Below are 20873 nucleotides of genomic sequence, written 5' to 3' on the forward strand. Positions count from 1 at the left end.
GCATTCCGGGGGCGCCGCGGGAAGACGTCCTCGGCAGGCCCGCGTCCAGTGCGGCGTCTCAGTGCCGTGGCCCGGCGGCGGCCGCTTCCCTGCAGAAGGCGAGGCTGCGCCTCAGGTTGCGCACGATGCGCTCCTCTCCCAGGCGCGCCTCCAGCGGACCGGGGCCGAGCTCGAGTGCCACCTTACCGGCGAAGCCATCGCGGGAGAGGAGGGAGATGAAGCGGGCGAGCGGCAGGCGCCCCTCGAAGGGAAGGGCGTGATCGTCGAAACCCTTCAGGTAATTATTGGAAAGGTGTACGTGGCGCACGCGGGACCGCAGTTCGTTCCAGGCATGGAAGATGTCCACCCCAGCCACCGCGAAGTGGCTGGTGTCGAATGCCAGGTTCTGGAAACGCCCCAGGTCGTGCAGGGAGTTGAAGAGGCTCAGGTTCCAGGTCCGGCGCAGCTTCAGGAGCATGGCGTTCTCCACCGCGAGCATCACGCCGTTCCTTTCGCCGCAGCGCGTTAGGTGGCGGAGCGCCCAGCGTGCGTAGTCCCACTGCCAGAAGTAGGGAAGGTGAACCACCACCACCCCGGCCCCCAGTCGCTCCGCCATCTCCACCGAGCGTTCTATCTTTCCCAGGTAGCCACCCCAGACCCTTTTCGCAGCCATGAGGAAGGGGGCGTGTATGCTGTCCACCTTGAGGCCGTAACGTTCGCACAGGACCCGGACCCGCTCCGCGGACTGGGTTTCCTCCCGCTTGGTCACCATGAGCTCTATGGCCTGGAAGCCGGCGTCCCGCGCCATGCGCATGACGTCGTCGAGTTCCATGTTGAAGAGGGACGCGGTGGAGAATATGAAGTCGATCTTGCCACCTCCTCAGCCGTCTCTCCCGCCCGGGAGGCGGCGGAGCACCCCCCGCAACAGGAAGCTGGTGGTGGCGAAAGCCGCCAGCGTGCCTCCCAGGCGTGCCCAGGGAGAACGCAGTGCCTTCTCGACGGCGCGCAGGCCTTCCTCGGCGGACCGCAGCATTTCCTCCACCTCGCCGGTCATGCGTACCACGTCGTCCAACTCGTGGTTGGCCTCATCCAGGGCGTGGTTGAGGTTGGCGAGAAAGACGAGCAGCTGCGGGCGCGCGTCATCCAGGGTGCGGTTGAGGTGATCCAGGGCCCTGCCCGCCTTGAGAGCAAGGCGGACGAGTTGAAAGGTCAGGACGGGAAAGAGGACGATGGCGAGAAGAGCCAGTATCACCTTCAAGACCTGCATGGTCCCTCCCTTTCCGGCGGGCCAGCCTAACTGGCACCGGCATGCCGTAATGAGATCCCGTCCCCATTTTATATGCATGCCTCCGCGGGGTAAAACGCGCTCGCCTCATCACCGCTTCCGGATGACGGGAGCAGGTATGGCATGCTTTCTCCGCTGCCGCGCTGATGCGGGGTTCAGCGTGATTCCACGGAAAGCCGTATGGCTGTCCGCTCCTCGCCGTCGATGATGATGTCCGTGAATGCGGGTATGCAGACGAGGTCTATGCCGCTGGGGGCCACGAATCCCCTGGCGATGGCGATGGCCTTGATGGCCTGGTTGAGGGCACCCGCCCCTATCACCTGGATCTCAGCGCTCCCTGATTCGCGTAGCACTCCCGCCAATGCCCCTGCCACGGAGTTGGGATTTGATTTCGAGGAAACCTTAAGCACTTCCATTTCTTTACTCCTCCCCTTGCTTCCTCTCTGCGGCGAAACCGATCCCCAAGGTATCCGGCCCTCAACGGGCCTGTATCCATATACGATTTTAAAATGCTTTGCCTTCTCGATAAATATGGCCGCGCCGCGAAACCCCCCGCGAACATCGCCGCTTTCCGGGCAGTTCCGAATACAATAATGCCCGGTTAGTGAAAAAAAATATCACCCGGCGCAGGGAAAGGCAACCCTCGTGTCCCCACGCCCTTTTCAATCCGGAAAGCGCCTGTTGAGACGATACAGCTTCGCCCACACGTGCCCCCGCTTGGTCTCATGCCCGCCCGGCATCCCTTTCTCCCGTGCTTTCTCACGTGTCCGCCCTCGCGCGGCGACCGGCCAGTTCCTTCGGCATAAGGCGCGCCTGACCGTCGTTTTCATGCGTGGAAAGATCGCGAAGCCCGCGGTTTCCGAAACTGCCGCCGCGTCGCCGCCATGTCATTCCTCCTCTTTCTCGTGCAGCTTGAGGGTTATGACGAGACGGTCCTTACGCCTCCGTATGACCGGGTCCTCCGCCGTCAGCCAGCTGCGCTCACCGATGGCGGCGAAAGCATCTCGCAGCCTGTCGGCGAAAAAGCTGATGTCCTGGGGTGAAAGGCGCCGTGCGAGATGATCCCCCCACGAGGGCTTCGGCTTGCGTTGCAGGTCCGCGCGGCGCACGCACCTCTCTCCCCTGCTGCCTCCGAGCAGCTCGTTCACGCTCATGAGGGGCGGGATCTCGTATTCCAGCACGCGGAACGCGTTGCGTTCCGATACCGCCAGCGCCAGGTTCTGCGTGGCGAAGCGGTGGAGGCTCTTCCCGTCCTTGATGCCGCCGAGCTCGAACCAGAGGGGGCGATCTGTTCCCTCCACGCCCATGGCCCAGTGCTTGCGCATCTCCGTGGAATGGTGGTAGAGGGTGGAGAGGATCTCGGAGTTGGAGCCGAAATATATCTCCGTGCCGCCCGCGTCCAGGGCGAACTCGGCGAGGATGCGCGGCACGTTGCGGGGTCCTCCGGCGACCGCGAGCCTGCCGTCCTCGTCGGTCTCAAGGCGCGGGAAGGTAGACTGATCCTTTTTCTCTGGTACGCGGTGCGTGTCTATGCGCGCGTGTATTATGGTCCCCCTGCCCAACGCGGAGTCCACGAGGCGGATCTCCTCCACCACCTGCCTGATGGAAAAAAGCGCCATCCCCCTGCCGTGCACCCCGAAATGGTCCTCCACCACGTCTGCGACCTTGGAGGTCACGCGGGCCTCGAAGATCTTGCGGTGCAGCTCGGGGGGTATTCCCTTCCCGTTGTCCAGCACGTGCAGGTGACGCCAGCGCCCCTTTTCCTTCTGGAAGGAAACGTAGATGCGATCGGCGCCGGCGTCCCTCGCGTTGCGCACCAGCTCCTTGACCACGTCCTCCACGCAACGGATGTCCTGCAGGGCCTGGCGCCTCTCCGCCTCCGTGACCCGCAACCTTACGTAGCCGTGACCGAGATCCTCCTCGACGGAGACGGTTTCCGCGTTCGCGATCTCCTTCACGAACGCCAGCAGGTCTTCGCTGTTTTCCTTCGCGGCCATACGCTCTCGTCCTTCCACGAGGAGACCGGCGCACGTCCTAATCTTCATCTCGGCACGCCGGGGACGCACCTGAACCCGGAAGTAAGTCACGGCGCCTTTCGCGAGCCCTTTTGCCCCCTCTTCCCCGACAAGTATAAGACCCGCCGCGGCAGATTTCACGTGCAGGCGTGTTCGCATGATAACGGGGGGCCGCCCCGGGGCGGCACGTGTCCATGACGACGGAGCTCCGGCGGGCGTCGTTTCTCCTGTCGCGCGGCGCCTGTGGAGCGCTGCCGCGATCACGAGACGGCGTGTCGCCCCGTCGGGCGGCGATGGCAGCGGCGGTGAGGGTGGGTCCTCACTTGGCGTAATCGACCACGCGCTTTTCCCTCACCACCGTGATCTTGATCTGGCCCGGGTATTCGAGTTCGTCCTCGATCTGCTTTGCGATCTCGCGGGACAGCGTCACGCACCCGAGATCGTCGATGACGTCGGATTTCACCATGACCCTTATCTCGCGGCCGGCCTGCAGCGCGTAGGAGCTCTCGACGCCATCGAAGGAGTCCGCGATGGTCTCCAGCTTTTCCAGGCGCTTGATGTAGCTCTCCAGCGTCTCCCTCCGCGCGCCGGGACGCGCGGCGCTGATGGCGTCCGCGGCCTGGACCAGCACCGCCTCGATGGTCTGCGCCTCCACCTCGCCATGGTGCGCCTCTATGGCGTGGACCACCGCGTCGCTCTCCTTCAGTCGTTTGGCCAGCTCGGCGCCGATGATGGCGTGCGAGCCCTCGACCTCGTGGTCGATGGCCTTGCCGATGTCATGGAGCAGCCCCGCCCTCTTGGCTAGCTTGATGTCGGTCCCCAGCTCCGCCGCCATGAGGCCGGCCAGGTGCGCCACCTCCAGGGAGTGCTTGAGTACGTTCTGGCCGTAGCTGGTGCGGTATTTCAGGCGCCCGAGGACCTTCATCAACTCCTGGTTGACCCCGTGCAGTCCCACCTCGAAGACGGCCTGCTCCCCGAGCTCCTTGATCTCGGCCTCAACCTCCGCCTTGGCCTTCTCGTACATCTCCTCGATGCGCGCGGGCTGGATGCGCCCGTCCGCGATCAACCTCTCGAGGGTGAGGCGGGCTATCTCCCTCCTCACGGGGTCAAAGCTGGAGAGGATGACCGCCTCCGGCGTGTCGTCGATGATGAGGTTTATGCCCGTGAGGGTTTCGAAGGTGCGGATGTTCCTCCCCTCGCGCCCTATGATCCTGCCCTTCATCTCGTCATTGGGCAGGGGGACCACCGATACGGTGGTCTCCGCGACGTGGTCGGAGGCGCACCTCTGGATGGCGTTAGCGATGATGTGCTTCGCCTTCCGTTCCGCTTCCTCCCTCACGCGCGACTCGATCTTCTTGATTATCTGGGCCGCCTCCCGCTTCGTCTCCTCTTCCACCTGGGAAAGAAGGAGTTGCTTGGCGTCCTCCTTTGACAGCCCCGCGATGCTCGCCAGCCTCTCCTCCTGTTCCGCCTGCAGTCTCTCGACGTTCTTGCGCATGTCTTCCAGCTCGCGTTCCTTCGAGGAGAGGGCCTTCTCGCGTTTTTCGAGGTTCTCCACGCGGTTGTCCAACTGCTCCTCCCTCTGCAGCAGCCTGCGCTCGAACCTCTGCAGTTCGTTACGGCGGTTCTTTATCTCTCTCTCCGCTTCGTTGCGCATGGCGAAGATCTCATCCTTAGCCTCCACCATAGCTTCACGCTTCTTCGTTTCCGAGACCTTTTCCGCCTCTTGTACGATCCTCCTCGCCTCCTCTTCGGCGGAAGATATCTTGGCCTCGGCCATGAACTTCCTTGATAGGTAGCCTACTATGACTCCAACGAGCAGAGCCGCAACTCCTATCACTATCGCTATCACCATTTCCGTTCCTCCCTTCTATGTCAACCCGGTACGCAGGCCCGGATACGTAACGAAAAATGCCGAGCGGATTTCTCGGCATAAGGTTAAAGCTCTTATTTAAGTTTACCGTAAGTTCAAACCGATTCCATTCTCCTTCACTTACGGTTTATCCTAAAAGCGGGTCACCATGATCCCGCCAGGATATCGGCAACTGCATCTATAACCTTAGCCTGATTTCATTCTATGAAAGCAGGTAAGGGGTGTCAAGAAAGCGAGGAAAAAGCGGCGCCGCGCTTGCTCGGGCGCGACGCCGTGCTGTGCCCATCGCAAGAAACAGCCGCAGGCGTTTCCCGCTCAGGCCTCCTTTGCGGTCGCCTTCTCCTCGGCCTTTCCCCCATTGCCCGGCTTGGGTGCCGCGGCGGCCTCGTGTGGCTGTGGGGCGCCCTGGTCGGGTGGGAGGTTAAGCCTTGCCCTCAATTCGCGATCGAGTTTCTGCAGGACCTCCGGGTGATCGACGAGGTACTGCTTGGCGTTTTCCCTGCCCTGTCCCAGTTGCTCCTCACCGTACGTGTACCAGGAACCGCTCTTTTTCACCAGGCCGTGTTCCACCGCCAGGTCCAGGATGTTTCCCTCGCTTGATATTCCACGCCCGTACATGATGTCGAACTCCGCCTTCCTGAAGGGAGGGGCCATCTTGTTCTTGACCACCTTGACCCTTACCTGGTTCCCGATTATCTCCGCCCCCTGCTTGATGCTGTCCAGCTTGCGGATATCGAGGCGCACGGAGGCGTAGAACTTGAGCGCCTTGCCGCCGGGGGTCGTTTCCGGGCTGCCGAACATGACGCCTATCTTCTCCCGCAACTGGTTGATGAAGATGGCGGTGGTGTTGGACTTGCTTATGGTGCCGGCGAGCTTGCGCAGGGCCTGCGACATCAACCTCGCCTGCAGGCCGACGTGTGCGTCTCCCATCTCCCCCTCTATCTCCATGCGGGGGACCAGTGCGGCCACGGAGTCTATGACCACCACGTCGAGGGCACCGCTCCTCACCAGCATCTCGGCTATCTCGAGGGCCTGCTCTCCCGTATCCGGCTGGGATATGAGCAACTCGTCCACGTCCACCCCCAACGCCTTGGCGTAGCTGGGGTCCAGGGCGTGCTCGGCGTCTATGAAGGCGGCTATACCTCCCCTCCTCTGCGCCTCCGCTATGATGTGCAGCGCCACCGTGGTCTTGCCCGAGGATTCGGGGCCGAATATCTCCACGATGCGCCCGCGCGGAACCCCCCCGATACCCAGCGCCAGGTCGAGGGAGAGAGCCCCTGTGGGTATCACCCCCACCTGGAAACGGTGGTTATCCTGGCCCAGCTTCATGATCGAGCCCTTGCCGAACTGGCGTTCGATCTGCATGAGGGCCATCTCCAGCGCCTTGTCCTTTTCCACTTTCATCCTCCTGACCTCTCCGTAAACGCGACCTGCCACGGAAACCGCCTCGGCGCGAGAAGCCTCTCTCGAACCTCCTAGATTATATTTCTGTGCAGTGACAGGATGACCTCCGTGGCGGGAAAGCGGAAAGGAGGGCGTGTTGCCTCCGGCGCCGCACCTCGCCCCTCACATTCCGGGTTGCGCGGACCTCGCGGCCCGCGGACCCTCTGCGGCGTCCTCAGCCGCGCCGTCGCAGGCGGGCGATGAACATGCCCTCCATGTCGTGGCGGTGCGGCATGAGCTGTATGTACTTCCCCTGCACGACGGCGGAAGCAAGGCTCCGCGGGATGTAGGGAGTGGGATCCTCGCAGGAGAAGTCATCGCGCTCGTGCAGGAAATCCCCCACAACCCGCACGGTCTCCCCGCGCGTGAAGGTGCAGACGGAATACACCATCACGCCACCGGGCTTGACCGCCTCGGCGCAGCCGCGCAGAAGCCTGGCCTGCACGGTCGCCAGGTTGGCGATGTCCCCCGGGTACCTTCTCCATTTGAGCTCGGGGTTTCTCTGCAGGGTACCCAGGCCGCTGCAGGGAGCGTCGAGGAGCACCGCGTCCACCTCCCCCACCAGCTCCCGCAGCCTCGTGGCGTCGCCCTCCACGATCTCCACCCCCTGCAGTCCGAGCCTTTCCGTTACCTTGCGCAGGGCTTTCAGGCGGCGCCGGTTGCGGTCCACGGCCACCACGCGGCAGGACTCCCCGCCCAGCTGGGCCAGGTGGGTGGTCTTTCCTCCCGGCGCGGCACAGGCGTCCACCACAGTCTTCCCCTCACCCGGTCGCACCACGTGGCTGACGGCCATGGAGCTCTCGTCCTGGACCACGCAGAGACCTTTCTGCAGCCATCTCATGAGGGCGTCGTAGGGCATCCCCACCCCCACCAGCGCCTCGGGAAAATGCCGTGACGCCGTTCCCGCCCAGCCGTGGGAAGCGATCTCTTCCAGGAGGGCGGAAGGCTCCGTCCTCTCGAGGTTCACGCGAAGCGAGAGCGTGGGGATACGGTTGTCGGCGAGGCACAGGCCCTCCGCGTCCTCCGCACCGAGGTACTTGATGAGGTATTCAACGAGCCAGCGCGGGTGGGACTGCACGATCTCCAGGTAACCAGCGAGGTCCTCGCGGGTCGGCCACTCCACCTCGTCCCACGCGACCACAGCCCTGCGCAGCACGGCGTTGACGAAACCCGCTCCCTTTCCCAGGTGCCGCTTGGCCAGCTCGACGGTCTCGTTGACCGCTGCGTGCGGCGGGGTCCCCATCTCCGAGAGCTGGTAGAAACCGAGGCGGAGGATGTCGAGGACCTCGGGGTCGATATCATCCAGGCTTCGATTTGAGAAGTACGCGATGAGGTGATCGATCTTGTTGCGATGTCTCTGTAACCCGTAACACAGCTCGGCGACCAGCGAGCGGTCACGCGCCGAAAGGCCGCTCTTTCCGGCGTTGTAGCGGATCAAGAGCCCCAGGTAGCCGCCCTTGCTGTGCACCCTGCGCGTGATCTGGTAAGCGGTCTCCCTCGCGTCCGGCACGTCGCCGCCTTTCTTCTTCCCTCCCCGCTCGTCGTGGCGCCCGCCGTTACGGCGATGACGGCCCGCGTCCGGCACGTCGCCGCCCTTTTTCTTTCCCCGGTTCCTGTTGTCCTTACCCAAGTCCATCATCCCCGCTTTCTTTCGAGACGCAATGCCTTTCCCCGCCAGGCGAGGAGAAGGTCTCGCCTTCCGCCGGCCTGTAGCCGCGCAGGAACTCGGCGGCCGTCATCCTTTTCCTGCCCTCGGGCTGCAGAAGCAACAGCTCCAGCTCGCCTTCCCCCGTGCCGACCACCAGCCTTTCGCCGTTTATGCGCCGCAGCTCTCCCGCCCGCAGTCCCGACGCCTCCCGTCGCTGCCGCGTTCGCAGGATCTTGAGCCTGCCGCCGCGCCAGCAGGTCCATGCCCCGGGGCGCGGGGCGAAGGCGCGCACGCGGTTGTGGACATAAACCGCGGGTTGCCCCCAATCGATGCGCAGCTCGTGCTTCTCCACGGGGGCCGCATAAGTGGCGCGTGATTCGTCCTGCGGCTCGGCGACGAGTTCGCCGCGGAGGTAACGCGGCAGCCTCTCCGCGACCAGGTCGGCGCCGCGGAGCGCCAGGCGGCGCCGCAACTCTCCCGCATCGTCATCCGGCAGCACGGGCGTTTCCGCCTGGCCGATGAGCGGCCCCGCGTCCAGGCTCTCCACCATGACCATCAAGGATACACCGCTGACCTCCACCCCGTCGAGGAGCGCCCTGCGGATGGGCGCCGCGCCGCGGTAGAGGGGGAGCAGGGACGGGTGCACGTTGAGGAACCTCTCCGGGAAGAGGTCCAGGACATCGCGGGGTATGAGATGCCCGTAATCTGCGACGAGCACGGCCTGCGGTCTCTCCCTCGAGAGCACCTCGCGCAGCCCGGCCTCCCGCGGCCCCGCGAACTTGTGCAAAGGCAAGCCCACGGATGCGGCGAGGGCGGCCACGGGACTGGGCGTCCTGCGCAGGCCCCTGCCCACTGGACGGTCCGGGCCCGTGATCACCGCGCGGGGACGCAGTTCGACCCGGAGCATGCCATCGAGAAGATCGCTTGCAAAATCACCGTTGCCGAAGAAGATGATCTCCAAGGAAGACAGCTCCCCCCTCGACCGCCAACGCAGTCGTCAAAGCTCTATCGCTTGCCCCGGAGCGCCATGCAGGATCTGCAGCGCTTCCACCCTGCTCTCCCGGTCCGTGCGGTCCAGGATCAATATCCCATCCAGGTGATCCAGCTCGTGCTGGAATACCCTTGCCAGCCACCCCTCCGCCTGCAAGCTCTTCTTCTCGCCATGGAGATCGATGAACTCGAGCTCCAGCGAGGCGTGGCGTTTCACGGGGACGACGGCTCCGGGCAGGCTCAGGCATCCCTCCATCTCCTCCACCATCTCCTCGGAGGCGGAGATAAGGCGCGGGTTGATGCACGCGGCGATCTCTCCGTCGTCATCGTAGACGAAGACCCTCTTCAGGATGCCGATCTGGTTCGCGGAAAGCCCCGCCCCACCGGGCCTGGGCATGGAATCAGCGAGATCGTCGACGAGTCGCAGGATGTGCACGTCGACCTCGCCGACCTCGCTACATCTCTCCCTGAGCACGGGGTCTCCGAAGGTCCTAATGGGCAGAACCGCCATGTCCTGCAACCTCCCGTCCGGTATTTCTTTCCAGCGGCCGTCCTCCGCGGTACCGTATCTCGCCGCCCCTCACCGGCCTTTTCGCGCTATCGGCGGCCCTTCCCGGTCGCCGCCGCCTGCGCAGCTAGCATGTCATGAAGAAATAATGACAGAAACGCGGGGGCGAGGGCGATGACGCCGCTCATGCGAGCCCCGCCTCGCGCCTGAGCGCCTCCGCCTTGTCCGTCCTCTCCCAGGTGAAGTCCTTGTCCATGCGCCCGAAATGCCCGTAGGCGGCCGTCTTCCTGTAGATGGGACGGCGCAGGTTCAGGTCCCTTATGATGGCCGCCGGGCGCAGGTCGAAGTGAGAACGTATCAACTCCTCGATGGTCTCCAGGGACACCTTTTCCGTGCCGAAGGCGTCCATCATCATGGATACCGGATGGGCCACCCCGATGGCGTACGCCAGTTGGATCTCGAAGCGGTCGGCGAGGCCCGCGGCCACCACGTTCTTGGCCACGTAGCGCGCCGCATAGGCGGCGGAGCGGTCCACCTTGGTGGGGTCCTTGCCCGAGAAGCAGCCGCCGCCGTGGCGTGCCATCCCCCCGTAGGTGTCGACGATGATCTTGCGGCCGGTCAGGCCCGTGTCCCCCATGGGGCCGCCGGTGACGAATTTTCCCGTCGGGTTCACCAGAACGCGCATGTTCCTGTCCACCAGCTCGGGTGGGAGCACCGGGGATATGACGTGCTCGATGAGGTCCGGCTTCATGAGCTCTTCTATGTCCACGTTGGGCCGGTGCTGGGCGGAGATGAGCACGGTGTCCACGCGCACCGGCTTCCCGTTCTCGTATTCCACCGTAACCTGCGACTTGCCGTCGGGGCGGAGGTAGGGCAGGATGCCCGCCTTGCGCACTTCCGAGAGTCGGTGCGCCAGCTTGTGGGCGAGGAGGATGGGCATGGGCATGAGCTCAGCGGTCTCGTTGCAGGCATAACCGAACATCATCCCCTGGTCACCCGCCCCAAGGGAATCTAGCATCTCGTCTTCCGCCATCCCCAGGCGCGCCTCGAGCGCCTGCTCCACCCCCTGGGCGATATCCTGAGACTGGGGATCTATGGAGACCACGATGCCGCAGGTCTCGTAGTCGAACCCATACTTGGCGCGCGTGTAACCGATGTCCTCGATGGTCCTGCGGACCACTGACGGTATGTCCACGTAGGTGGAGGTGGTCATCTCGCCCGCCACTATCACCAGGCCCGTGGTCACCAGGGTCTCCACCGCCACCCTCCCGAAGGGGTCGTCCTTGTAAACCTCGTCCAGGATGGCGTCGGATATCTGGTCGGCTATCTTATCCGGATGTCCCTCCGTGACGGACTCCGACGTGAAAAGATGTCTGTCGCCCACTTTCGCTCCTTTCCTTCCCGCCGCGCGAACCTCGCTCCGTGATGAGCTGCACGGCCCTTAATCGCATTATTATACTACACGCCCGCTCCACGCACGCGCTCATCCCGCATGACGGATCGGGTTATGCGCTCGCCTGGCGGCGGATGCGCCGCCCGTGCCGGGGTGGCTGCCAGGTCACTTGTAGATATATATGAGGACGATGGTGGTTACGACGAATACCACGGCGCTGCTGATGGTGATGCGGTCGAGGTTCTTCTGCACCACCTGCGTCCCCGAGAGTCCTCCGAGCGAGGAACCGCCGAAGGCGCTGGAGAGGCCGCCTCCCCTTCCGGAATGCAGCAGTACGAAGACGGTCATGGAGAGGCCGGAGAGGAAGAACAGCGGCAACATGATGTATTTTAGTATATCCAACTCCTACCTCCTCTCAGAGAGATCCCATGCGGGATATTCTACCACGCTTTCCCCGCAAGGGTATCCCCGGCAGCGAACCCTCACGGCTTGCCCCCCGTTTACCATGCGCCGGACGCACATCGCCTCGTGGCCGCCGTGACGCGAGGTGCGCTCGCGGCGTGACGCCGGGCTTCGGGCTCAGGCGGAGGAACGGGCTATGGCCGCGAAATCCTCGGCCTTGAGGCTGGCGCCGCCGACCAGTGCCCCGTCCACGTCCGGCATGGCCATGAGCTCCGACGCGTTATCCGGCTTCACGCTCCCGCCGTAGAGTATGCGGACCCTGCCCGAGACCTCGCCGCCGAAGCGACCTTCCAGCCAGGCGCGGATGAAGGCGTTCATCTCCTGTGCGTCGCCGGGGGTGGCCGTCTTGCCCGTGCCGATGGCCCATATGGGCTCGTAGGCGATGACGGTTCCTTCCATCTCGCGCGCGGAGAGCGCGCCGAGCGCGGCCTCAAGTTGGCCCTCCACCTTGGCACGCGCCTTCCCCGCCTCCCTCTCCGCGTCGCTTTCCCCCACGCAGAGAATGGGCCTCATGCCGGCGGCGAGAACCGCCTTAACCTTGCGCGCGACGAAGGCATCGTCCTCTCCCAGGATCTCCCTTCTCTCGCTGTGGCCGGTGATGACGTAGACGACGTCGAGCGCCTTCAGCATACCGGGCGATATCTCGCCCGTGAAGGCGCCCTCGTCGGCGGGATAAACGTCCTGGGCTCCCAGCACCAGCGAGGAAGCGAGCTCGCAGAGGAGGCGGGAGACATCGGGAATGGCGGTGAAGGGCGGGCACACGGCGATCTCCACGCCCTCCAGGTCGGCGACCCGGGCATGCAGCCCGCGCACCAGCTCCACCGCCTCGAGGTGGTTCTTGTGCATCTTCCAGTTGCCGGCAATAAGCGGTATGCGCATGTCCAACGTCACCCCTCGCTGTCCTGCAGGGCTTCCACGCCGGGCAGCGGCCTGCCTTCAAGGTATTCCATGGAGGCTCCTCCCCCCGTGGAGATGTGGGTGAAGGAGTCCTCAAGCCCGTACTTGCGGATAGCGGCGATGGTGTCGCCTCCCCCGGCCACCGTGACCGCTTCGGAAGCGGCTATGGCCTCGGCCACGGCGCGCGTGCCCTCCTGGAAACGTTCCCATTCGAAGACGCCCATGGGCCCGCTCCAGAAGATGGTCGCGGCCTCGCCGATCCTCTTGACGTACGCCGCGACGGTCCGCGGCCCGATGTCCAGGCCCATCCATCCTTCGGGGATCGCCCCCGCTTCCACCACCCTGCTCTCGGCGTCCTCCCTGAAATCGGCTGCGACCACCAGGTCCAGGGGCAGCAACATCTCAGCCCTCTTCCCTCCGCTTTCCCGTATAACCTCGCCGACTTCCGCGAGAAGGTCGTCCTCGCACAGGGATCTTCCGATTTCCAGACCTTGCCATTTCATGACGGTGAAGCACATGCCCCCTCCAAGCAGGATGGCATCCACTATTTCCTGGAACTTTCCCAGCACCTTCAGTTTATCGGAGATCTTGCTGCCGCCCAGTATGGCTATGAAGGGGCGCGCGGGTTCGTGCAGTAGCCTGTCAAGGGAGGTGATCTCTTTCTCCATGAGTAAGCCGGCCACGGCGGGAAGGTGCCGTGCCACCCCCACCACCGAGGCATGGGCGCGATGAGCGGCCCCGAAGGCGTCGTTGACGTAGACGTCTCCCAGGCGCGCCAGCGAGGCGGCGAAATCCGGGTCGTTGTCCGTCTCGCCGGGGTAGAACCTGAGATTCTCGAGGAGCACGACCTCGCCCGGCTGCAGCCGGGCGCAGGCCTCCTCCACCGCCGGCCCCACCGCCTCGTCCAGCTTGCGCACCTCCACCCCCAGCAGCTCGCCCAGGCGTGCCGCCACGGGATCAAGGCGCAGCCTTTCGTCCACCTTGCCCTTGGGCCGCCCCAGGTGGGACATGATAACCAGGGAGGCTCCCCGCTCCAATAGATAGCGCAGGGTGGGAAGGGAGGCCCGTATGCGGGTGTCGTCCTCGATCTCCCCCCCTTCTCCCAGATGGACGTTGAAATCCACCCTGATCAGGACCCTCTTTCCCGACACCTCGATGTCGCGAACTGTTTTCTTGGGCATTTTCCACCCTCGCTCAGCGATAAAGGATGCCCAGCAGGTCCACCAGGCGGTTGGAGAACCCCCACTCGTTGTCGTACCAGGAGACAACCTTGCACATGTTGCCCATGACCATGGTGGACGCGGCGTCGAAGACGGATGAGGCGGGGTTCCCGATGACATCCGAGGAGACGATGGGGTCCTCGGTGTACTCGAGGATGCCGGAGAGGGCTCCTGCGGCGGCTTCCTTCATGGCCGCGTTTATCTCCTCCTTGCTTGCCTCCCGCGATAGCACGGCGGTGAGGTCGACGACGCTGCCGTCCATCACCGGTACGCGCATGGCGATGCCGTCCATCTTCCCCTTGAGCTCCGGCAGCACCAGCCCGATGGCGCGCGCGGCACCCGTGGAGGTGGGGATGATGTTGCCGGCGGCGGCTCGGGCGCGGCGCAGGTCCTTGTGCGGGAAATCCAGGATGCGCTGGTCGTTGGTATAGGCGTGCACGGTGGTCATGAAGCCGCGCTCCACCCCGAAGCTCTCCATGAGCACCTTGACCACGGGCGCCAGGCAGTTGGTGGTGCAGGAGGCGTTGCTCAGGATGTGGTGCTTTTCGGGGTCGTAGCTACCGTCGTTGACCCCCATGACCACCGTGATGTCCGGGTCGGTGGCGGGGGCGGTTATGATGACCTTGCGGGCACCCGCCGAGAGGTGCTTGGCGGCGCTTTCGCGGTCGGTGAACCTCCCCGTGGCCTCGATGACCGTTTCCACTTCCAGGTCCTTCCAGGGAAGTTGCGCGGGGTCGGACTGCGAGAGCACCTCTATCTCCTTGCCGTCTATGAGCAGGGCGCTTTCCTTCGCGGCCACCTCGCCGGGATACCTGCCGAAAACGGTGTCGTACTTCAGCAGGTGGGCGAGGGTCTTCGGGTCGGTGAGGTCGTTCACGGCCACTATGTCCACGTCCTTGCCGGCCGCCGCCCGCAAAAAGAGGCGACCGATCCTTCCGAAGCCGTTTATTCCCACTCTACTTGCCATTTTTCCTACCTCCTTCGCCGCAACGACATGTCTCCTACCAAGTCCACCATGACATTATAAGCCAAATCCACGTGGTATAAACATGCAGGGATGGAGTTTTCACGGAGCCGCACCGAGGCCGGGCGGGGATGCCGACCGCCGGTCTCCGTGGGGACCCTCTTGCCGCACGGCCGCTATCCCCGCAGTTCCCTGGCCAGCCGCTGCAGGCGCAGCATGCGGTGATACACCGCCGACTTGCTCGCCGGGGGACGGAGGGCATCGCCCAGCTCGCGCAGGCTGGCCTCGGGGTTTCTCATGCGTGCCTCCGCCACGGCGCGCAGGGTTTGCGGCAGGCCCTGCAAGCCCACCCTGCTCTCGATGAGGGAGATGTCCTTGAGCTGCCTCTGGGCGGCGGCGACCGCCTTCTCGAGGTTGGCCGCCTCGCTGTTCACCCTGCGGTTCACGTTCTCGCGCAGCTCGCGCACCACGGCGTCGCTCTGCAGGCTCAGAACCGTGCGGTGAGCGCCCACCAGGGCCAGGAAATCCGCCTGGTCACGGCGGTTTTTCGCGTAAACGGCGAGCATGTTCCTGCGCCTGGCCACCTGGCAGTGGATATCGTATCTCTCCATCAGCAGGCGCAATCCCTCGGCCATCTCGGCGTGTTGCACGTTTATCTCGAGATGGGCGGGCTGTTCGGGACGGCTTACGTACCCGCCGCCCAGGAAGGCGCCCCTCAGGTAGGCCACCCCGCAGCAGCGGCGGCGTACGATGCGCGCAGGGATCCCGAGGACGGGACGCAGCGAATCGTCGAGGAGGCCCGTCTCGTTGAGGATCTGCGCCATGCCCTCCTGCTGCAGGTAAAGATGGTAGCAGTTGCGACCCCTTAGGCGGGGAGCCTTCTCCACGCGCAGTTCCGGGGTCACGCAAAAGAGCTCCTTGAGCAGGTTGAACATGAGGCGCGCCACTGCCGCGTTCTCGCTCTCGGTGTGAACGGCGAGGCGCAGGGGGCCCACCAGGTGCAGGGAGCCCTCCAGGTGCAGGAGGGCGGAGAGTTCCGCCAGTCGGCAGCAGCGCCGCGAAGGGCGGACGCGCGCCAGCTCGTTCTTCACGTTGGAGGTGAAACTCATGCTCTATCTACGGTCCATGTCGCGGTGGCGGACGCTTACCTGCAGGCCGTGCGAGCGCAGCCTCTCCGCCAGTTCGTCGGCCATCACCACGGAGCGGTGACGCCCTCCCGTGCATCCCAGGGCCACCGTGATATAGCGCCTGCCCTCGTGCACGAAGCCTTCCTTCAGGTAGAGCAGGAGCGAGTGCACGCGGTCCAGGAATTCCTCGCTCTCCCTCTTGCCCAGCACGTATTCCCTCACCCTCGGGTCATCGCCGGCAAGCTCGCGCAGCTCGTCCACCCAGAAGGGATTGGGAAGAAAGCGCAGGTCAAGGACGATGTCGGCATCAAGGGGAAGGCCGTACTTGTAGCCGAAGGAGATGATGGCGACCTCCAGCGGGAAGGAGAGGCCCTCCGCGCGGTAGAGGTTCATGAGCTGCTCGCGCAGCTGGTGCATGTTGCTCTTCGAGGTGTCGATGACGATGTCGGCACGGCCCCGCAGGCCTTGCAGGAGTTCCCTCTCGCGCGCGATGCTCTCGGCGATGCCGCCTTCCGCGTGCAGGGGATGGGAGCGGCGCGTCTCCTTGAAACGGCGGATGAGGGTGTCGTCGTCCGCTTCCAGGAAAAGGATGCGGTAGGATATGCCGCCGCGGTCGAGCTCGTCCAGGGCGTCGTTCAGGTCGTCGAAGAACTCGCCGCCGCGCACGTCGATCACCGCCGCGAGGTGCTCCACGGCGTCGCCCTGCATGCAGAGCTCGACCATCTTGAGGATAAGGGAGGGCGGTAGATTGTCGACGCAATAGAAGCCGGAGTCCTCGAGGCTCTTGATGGCCACCGATTTCCCTGCCCCGGAAAGGCCGGTGATGATGGTCAGTTCCAGCTCTCTCTTACCCCCCGTACCTTCCTCGCAGCGACGTTTTTCCTGCACCAGTATCTTATAGGAATATTATACAGGATTCACCGCCCGCGATTACCGGATAACGGATAGGGGCGCTCGGCGCCTGGAGTGCTATTACGCGGTCCCCGTGATTTGATTGCCATGCGCCGTGCGTTATGGTATAAGGGTGGGCGTCGGAGGCGCCGGCGGCCGCCCCGGGACGAGAGGGACCATGGAAAGCATACTGTTCATCGTGCCCATCAACAGGACATACGTCATCATGCCCCACCTGGGTCTCGGTTACCTCGCGAGCGTGGCCAGGGAGAGCGGCTACCGACCGCGCATCCTCAACTGCCTCAAGGAGAGGATGGATTTCCGGGATTTCGAGCGCTACATAGTGGAAAACCCCGCCGACATCTTCGCCATCACTATGATGACCTACGACATCAACCCCACGAGGAAACACATAGAGATCATAAGGAAACACTACCCGTCATCGCTGATCGTCCTCGGCGGGGCGCATCCCAGCGGCGATTTCCTCGGTATCCTGAACGATTTCCCCCAGGCCGACTTCGCCTTCCGCGGCGAGGCGGAGCTGGGCTTCAGGGAATTCCTGGAAAAGATAAGGGAGGGGGGCTCGCGGGCGGACATGGGGCGGGTCGCCAACCTGATATGGAGGGATCCCGCGGGGAAGATCGTGGTCAACGGGTGGAGGGTGATACACGACCTCGACACCATCTCCTTCCCGGCATGGGACCTCATGGACCCCAGGACATATCCCGAGGCTCCCCACGGCGGCTTCGCGCGCAACTTTCCCGTGGCGCCCATAATCATCACCAGGGGCTGCCCCTTCAAGTGCACCTTCTGCTCCGGCAAATCGGTCACCGGGACGCTGGTCCGCAAGAGATCCATCGCCAACGTCATGGAGGAGCTGCGCTACCTGGCGGAGGACTTCGGGGTACGCGAGGTGCACGTGGAGGACGAGAACTTCACCCTCCACCGCAGGCTGGTCATGGAGTTCTGCGATTCCCTCATGGAAAGCGGCCTTGGGCTCACCTGGGCCTGCCCATCCGGGATACGCCTGGACAACCTGGACACGGAGATGCTTGACGCCATGAGCAGGTCGGGATGTCATTCCCTGGCGGTGGGGGTGGAATTCGGTTCGGACAGGATCCATGCCCTGACCAGGAAGGGGCTTACCGTCGACGTCATCAGGGAGAAACTAGCGCTCCTCGCCAGGTACGATATCAAGGTGACGGGCTTCTTCCTGATGGGGATACCGGGCGAGACACGCGAGGAGATGCTCATGACCATGCGCCTGGCGAGGGAGCTGCCCATCCACCGTGCGCAGTTCAACAACTTCATGCCCCTTCCGGGCACCGAGATATACGACAGGCTCAAGGAGGAGGGCAAGCTTGACGGCCTGCCCACGGACCATTTCTTCGTCCACGACGTCAGCTACGTCCCCGAGGGCATGACCAGGAGACAGCTGAAGAACCTACAGAGAAGGGCATACCTGCGCTTTTACCTCCGCCCCCGGGTGGCCTTCAGGGTCATGAGGGATATAGAGACGCCCAGGCAGCTTTTCTATCTCGCCAAGCGCTTCATGGACGCCATGGACTGAGGATACTACTCAGGCCTCCCCGTTCTTCCGGAGGAATCCCCGCGGAGAGGGCGCGAGCTCCATGCCTTCGAGTGCGAGCAGGCACGGCTTTGCGTGCGGCGGACCGCTGTATCCCCCGGGGCTCCCGTCCCCCCTTATCACGCGGTGGCAGGGGATGAGGAGGGGGAAGGGGTTGCGGCGCATGGCGCTCCCCACGGCGCGTGCCGCCCCCGCGCGGCCGGCTCTGCGCGCCACCTCGCCGTAGGAGAGCGTGTTTCCGCGCGGGATGGAGCAGACCACGCCGTAGACCCTTCTCTGGAAGGGGGTGAAGCGAGGGTCGTCGAGCAGCGTAGACCTCACCTTCTCGGGGCAGTCCTCTCCCTCGAAAAAAGCCTCCACTGCTTCCAGGACCGCGCAGCCGCGGGTCCGGGGGGGCGTCTCCCCGGTCTCACCGCCACAGCCCCCGCCGAGGACGATGCGCAGCGGGCGCCCCTCCAGGCAACATACGTGGACTTCTCCCAGGGGGGTCTGCACGGCGCAGCGTCCGGCCGTCGCCGCAATGCGGCAAGTCCCCCCCTCACGGCTACTACCCTTCCCGTGCACGGCGTCTCAATCCTCCCCTTCCATTGCCGGCGGGTGCAGGGCGCGGTAAAGGTTTTCGGCGCTGCGGGCGTCGAGGAAGCTCAACTCCCGCAACTCCTCCAGCGAGGCCTGCGCCACGCGCGCCAGGCTCCCGTAATGGCGCAGGAGGCCCCGCTTTCGTTTCGGCCCTATTCCCGGGATGCCGTCCAGCAGCGAACTCCTGGCCCTTTTCTCCCTCTGCGCGCGGTGGTGTTCCAGGGCGTAGCGGTGCGCCTCGTCGCGCAGGCGCTGCAGCAGGTGCAGGGCCTCCGAATCCCTGGGAAGGCTCACGGGCTCCCCGCGGCCCGGCAGGTGGATCTCCTCGAGTCTCTTGGCGAGTGCCGCCACCTCTATGTCCTGCAGCCCGTGGCGCGCCAGGGCGCGCGCCGCGGCCGCCAGCTGGGCCTCCCCCCCGTCCACCAGTATGAGGTCGGGCTTCTTGTGGAACGAGTCGAGGCGGGAGGGGGCCTTTTCCGCATCGATCTGCGCCCCTTCTCCCTCCCCCATCCCCTGGGAAAGCCTGGAAAGGCGGCGCTCGATGACCTCCTCCATCATGGCCACGTCGTTGCGCCCGTCGGCGCTCCTGATGCGGAAACGGCGGTAGTCCTTGCGCAGCGGCAGGCCCCCCTCGAAGACCACCATGGAGGCCACGGCATCCTCCCCGCCCAGGTTGGAGATGTCGTAGCATTCCATGCGATAGGGAAGCCGGTGCAGGGACAGCCCCTCCCGCACGCCGTTCACCGCCCGCGAGACCCATCCCAGGTCGCTCGCCTGCTTGGCCAGTCGCACCTCCAGGGAAAGCCGCGCGTTGCGTGCGGCCTTCTCCACGAGCCTTCTCTTGTCCCCGCGGCGGGGATAGTGTATCCTAACCCTTCTCCCCGCCCTCGACGTGAGCCATCCCTCCAGGAGCTCCTTCTCCTCGTCCTCAAGCGGGTGCGAGAGGAGGACCTCCCTCGCGATCTGCGTGGACTGCGCGTAGAACTGCGGCAGGAAGGCGGCCAGTATGTCGCCTTCCCCGCTGCCCGCTGGAACGGTGCTGAAGAAGTCCTGCTTGCCGAGGATCTTTCCACCCCGCACGTAAAGGACGGTGACGCAGGCGTCCAGGTCCCCGGCGCAGAGTGCGAAGACGTCCTGGTCTCCCTCCTGCAGGGAATGCGCCTGCTGCCTTTCCAGTATCCTGCGCAGCGCGACGATGCGATCCCTCGTGCGCGCCGCGAGCTCGAACTCCCGCCTTTCCGCCTCCTCCCGCATGCGCATCTCGAGCCGCGCGAGCACGGCCTGGTGGTCCCCTTCCATGAAACCCCTCACGCCGGCGATGATACGTCCGTATTCCTCCGGCGAGACCTCGCCTGTGCAGGGCCCGCAGCAGAGGCCGATGTGGTAATCCAGGCATGGCCCCCCCGTTCCCTTGCCCGGCTCCCTGCCGCGGCAGGCGCGGAAGGGGAACACCTTCCTCAGGGTGTCGATGGTCTCCCGCACCGCGCCGGCATGCGCGAAGGGTCCGTAATAGACGGAACGTCGGCCCCTCCTCCCGCGCATGAACATGACGCGGGGAAAGCGGTCCTCCGTGCGTATGACCATGTACGGATACGACTTGTCGTCGCGGAAGTCGATGTTGTAAGGGGGGTGGAACCTCTTGATGAGGTTGGCCTCGAGTATGAGCGCCTCGCTCTCGTTTTCGGTGACGATGAAGTCTATATCGGCGATGCGCGAGCGCAGGCTGGCCAGTCGCGGGTTTTCCTCCTCGCGGGACTGGAAATAGGAGGCCACCCTCTTGCGCAGGGAGGCCGCCTTTCCCACGTAGATGACCTTCCCCTCCCCGTCCATGAGGAGGTATACGCCGGGTGCGTCCGGCAGGGATGCCGTCTTTTTCCGCTTCGCTTCCATTTTTCACCACCCGGAGGCACCGACCCGCGTTCGCCGCGGCCCCCCACGCCGCGCGTCGCGTATCGCGGGAGCCCGATACGCGCTGCGCGTCTGCGGGATTTGCCTTGGGAATGCCGCTCCC

19 protein-coding genes are annotated in these 20873 nt (G+C 64.6%); 1 reads left to right on the forward strand and 18 read right to left on the reverse strand.

Annotated elements, in window-relative coordinates:
* Window positions 1-58: 58 nt before the first annotated feature.
* The 16 genes from H5T73_08400 to rapZ form a co-directional block, all read right to left on the reverse strand.
* The gene (locus H5T73_08400; GenBank protein MBC7247786.1) at window positions 59-811 is read right to left on the reverse strand and encodes a sugar phosphate isomerase/epimerase; all 753 of its coding nucleotides are present in this window, start codon (window positions 809-811) and stop codon (window positions 59-61) included.
* 48 nt (window positions 812-859) lie between these two features.
* Complete coding sequence (locus H5T73_08405) at window positions 860-1246, reverse strand: hypothetical protein (protein ID MBC7247787.1); 387 nt, start codon at window positions 1244-1246, stop codon at window positions 860-862.
* A 173-nt stretch (window positions 1247-1419) separates the two neighbouring features.
* Complete coding sequence (locus H5T73_08410) at window positions 1420-1680, reverse strand: stage V sporulation protein S (GenBank protein MBC7247788.1); 261 nt, start codon at window positions 1678-1680, stop codon at window positions 1420-1422.
* 471 nt (window positions 1681-2151) lie between these two features.
* Window positions 2152-3261: a sensor histidine kinase gene (locus H5T73_08415; GenBank protein ID MBC7247789.1), complete on the reverse strand. Its 1110-nt coding sequence runs from the start codon at window positions 3259-3261 to the stop codon at window positions 2152-2154.
* A gap of 337 nt (window positions 3262-3598) precedes the next feature.
* A complete protein-coding gene (rny, locus tag H5T73_08420; protein ID MBC7247790.1) occupies window positions 3599-5134 on the reverse strand; it encodes a ribonuclease Y in 1536 nt (511 codons plus the stop codon).
* 333 nt (window positions 5135-5467) lie between these two features.
* The gene (recA, locus tag H5T73_08425) at window positions 5468-6556 is read right to left on the reverse strand and encodes a recombinase RecA (GenBank protein MBC7247791.1); all 1089 of its coding nucleotides are present in this window, start codon (window positions 6554-6556) and stop codon (window positions 5468-5470) included.
* 214 nt (window positions 6557-6770) lie between these two features.
* The gene (gene rsmB, locus H5T73_08430; protein ID MBC7247792.1) at window positions 6771-8234 is read right to left on the reverse strand and encodes a 16S rRNA (cytosine(967)-C(5))-methyltransferase RsmB; all 1464 of its coding nucleotides are present in this window, start codon (window positions 8232-8234) and stop codon (window positions 6771-6773) included.
* Complete coding sequence (fmt, locus tag H5T73_08435) at window positions 8218-9204, reverse strand: methionyl-tRNA formyltransferase (GenBank protein MBC7247793.1); 987 nt, start codon at window positions 9202-9204, stop codon at window positions 8218-8220. The genes rsmB and fmt overlap by 17 nt, the downstream gene beginning before the upstream one ends.
* Window positions 9205-9240: 36 nt before the next feature.
* Window positions 9241-9744 (reverse strand): peptide deformylase, encoded by a 504-nt coding sequence (gene def / locus H5T73_08440; GenBank protein MBC7247794.1) that lies wholly within the window; start codon window positions 9742-9744, stop codon window positions 9241-9243.
* A 181-nt stretch (window positions 9745-9925) separates the two neighbouring features.
* Window positions 9926-11125 (reverse strand): methionine adenosyltransferase, encoded by a 1200-nt coding sequence (locus H5T73_08445; protein ID MBC7247795.1) that lies wholly within the window; start codon window positions 11123-11125, stop codon window positions 9926-9928.
* Between the two features lie 174 nt (window positions 11126-11299).
* The gene (secG, locus tag H5T73_08450; GenBank protein ID MBC7247796.1) at window positions 11300-11515 is read right to left on the reverse strand and encodes a preprotein translocase subunit SecG; all 216 of its coding nucleotides are present in this window, start codon (window positions 11513-11515) and stop codon (window positions 11300-11302) included.
* 198 nt (window positions 11516-11713) lie between these two features.
* Window positions 11714-12475 (reverse strand): triose-phosphate isomerase, encoded by a 762-nt coding sequence (locus H5T73_08455; GenBank protein ID MBC7247797.1) that lies wholly within the window; start codon window positions 12473-12475, stop codon window positions 11714-11716.
* Window positions 12476-12483: 8 nt separating this feature from the next.
* On the reverse strand, window positions 12484-13674 hold the full coding sequence (locus H5T73_08460; protein MBC7247798.1) for a phosphoglycerate kinase: 1191 nt from the start codon (window positions 13672-13674) through the stop codon (window positions 12484-12486).
* A gap of 13 nt (window positions 13675-13687) precedes the next feature.
* On the reverse strand, window positions 13688-14680 hold the full coding sequence (gene gap, locus H5T73_08465) for a type I glyceraldehyde-3-phosphate dehydrogenase (GenBank protein ID MBC7247799.1): 993 nt from the start codon (window positions 14678-14680) through the stop codon (window positions 13688-13690).
* A gap of 173 nt (window positions 14681-14853) precedes the next feature.
* Complete coding sequence (gene whiA, locus H5T73_08470; GenBank protein ID MBC7247800.1) at window positions 14854-15786, reverse strand: DNA-binding protein WhiA; 933 nt, start codon at window positions 15784-15786, stop codon at window positions 14854-14856.
* 3 nt (window positions 15787-15789) lie between these two features.
* Complete coding sequence (rapZ, locus tag H5T73_08475) at window positions 15790-16644, reverse strand: RNase adapter RapZ (protein ID MBC7247801.1); 855 nt, start codon at window positions 16642-16644, stop codon at window positions 15790-15792.
* A 229-nt stretch (window positions 16645-16873) separates the two neighbouring features.
* On the opposite strand from rapZ, the gene H5T73_08480 reads away from it, so the two are divergent.
* A complete protein-coding gene (locus tag H5T73_08480; GenBank protein MBC7247802.1) occupies window positions 16874-18265 on the forward strand; it encodes a radical SAM protein in 1392 nt (463 codons plus the stop codon).
* Between the two features lie 9 nt (window positions 18266-18274).
* Here H5T73_08480 and H5T73_08485 read toward each other — a convergent pair whose 3' ends face one another.
* Together H5T73_08485 and uvrC are read right to left on the reverse strand one after the other, a co-directional pair.
* Entirely contained in the window at window positions 18275-18766 is a 492-nt protein-coding gene (locus tag H5T73_08485; GenBank protein ID MBC7247803.1) for a methylated-DNA--[protein]-cysteine S-methyltransferase, read from the reverse strand.
* A gap of 87 nt (window positions 18767-18853) precedes the next feature.
* Window positions 18854-20752, reverse strand: coding sequence for an excinuclease ABC subunit UvrC (gene uvrC, locus H5T73_08490; protein MBC7247804.1), 1899 nt, complete (start codon window positions 20750-20752; stop codon window positions 18854-18856).
* Between the last annotated feature and the right edge of the window lie 121 nt (window positions 20753-20873).

The sequence above is a fragment of the Actinomycetota bacterium genome (assembly GCA_014360655.1).
Taxonomy (GTDB): Bacteria; Actinomycetota; Geothermincolia; order Geothermincolales; family RBG-13-55-18; genus JACIXC01.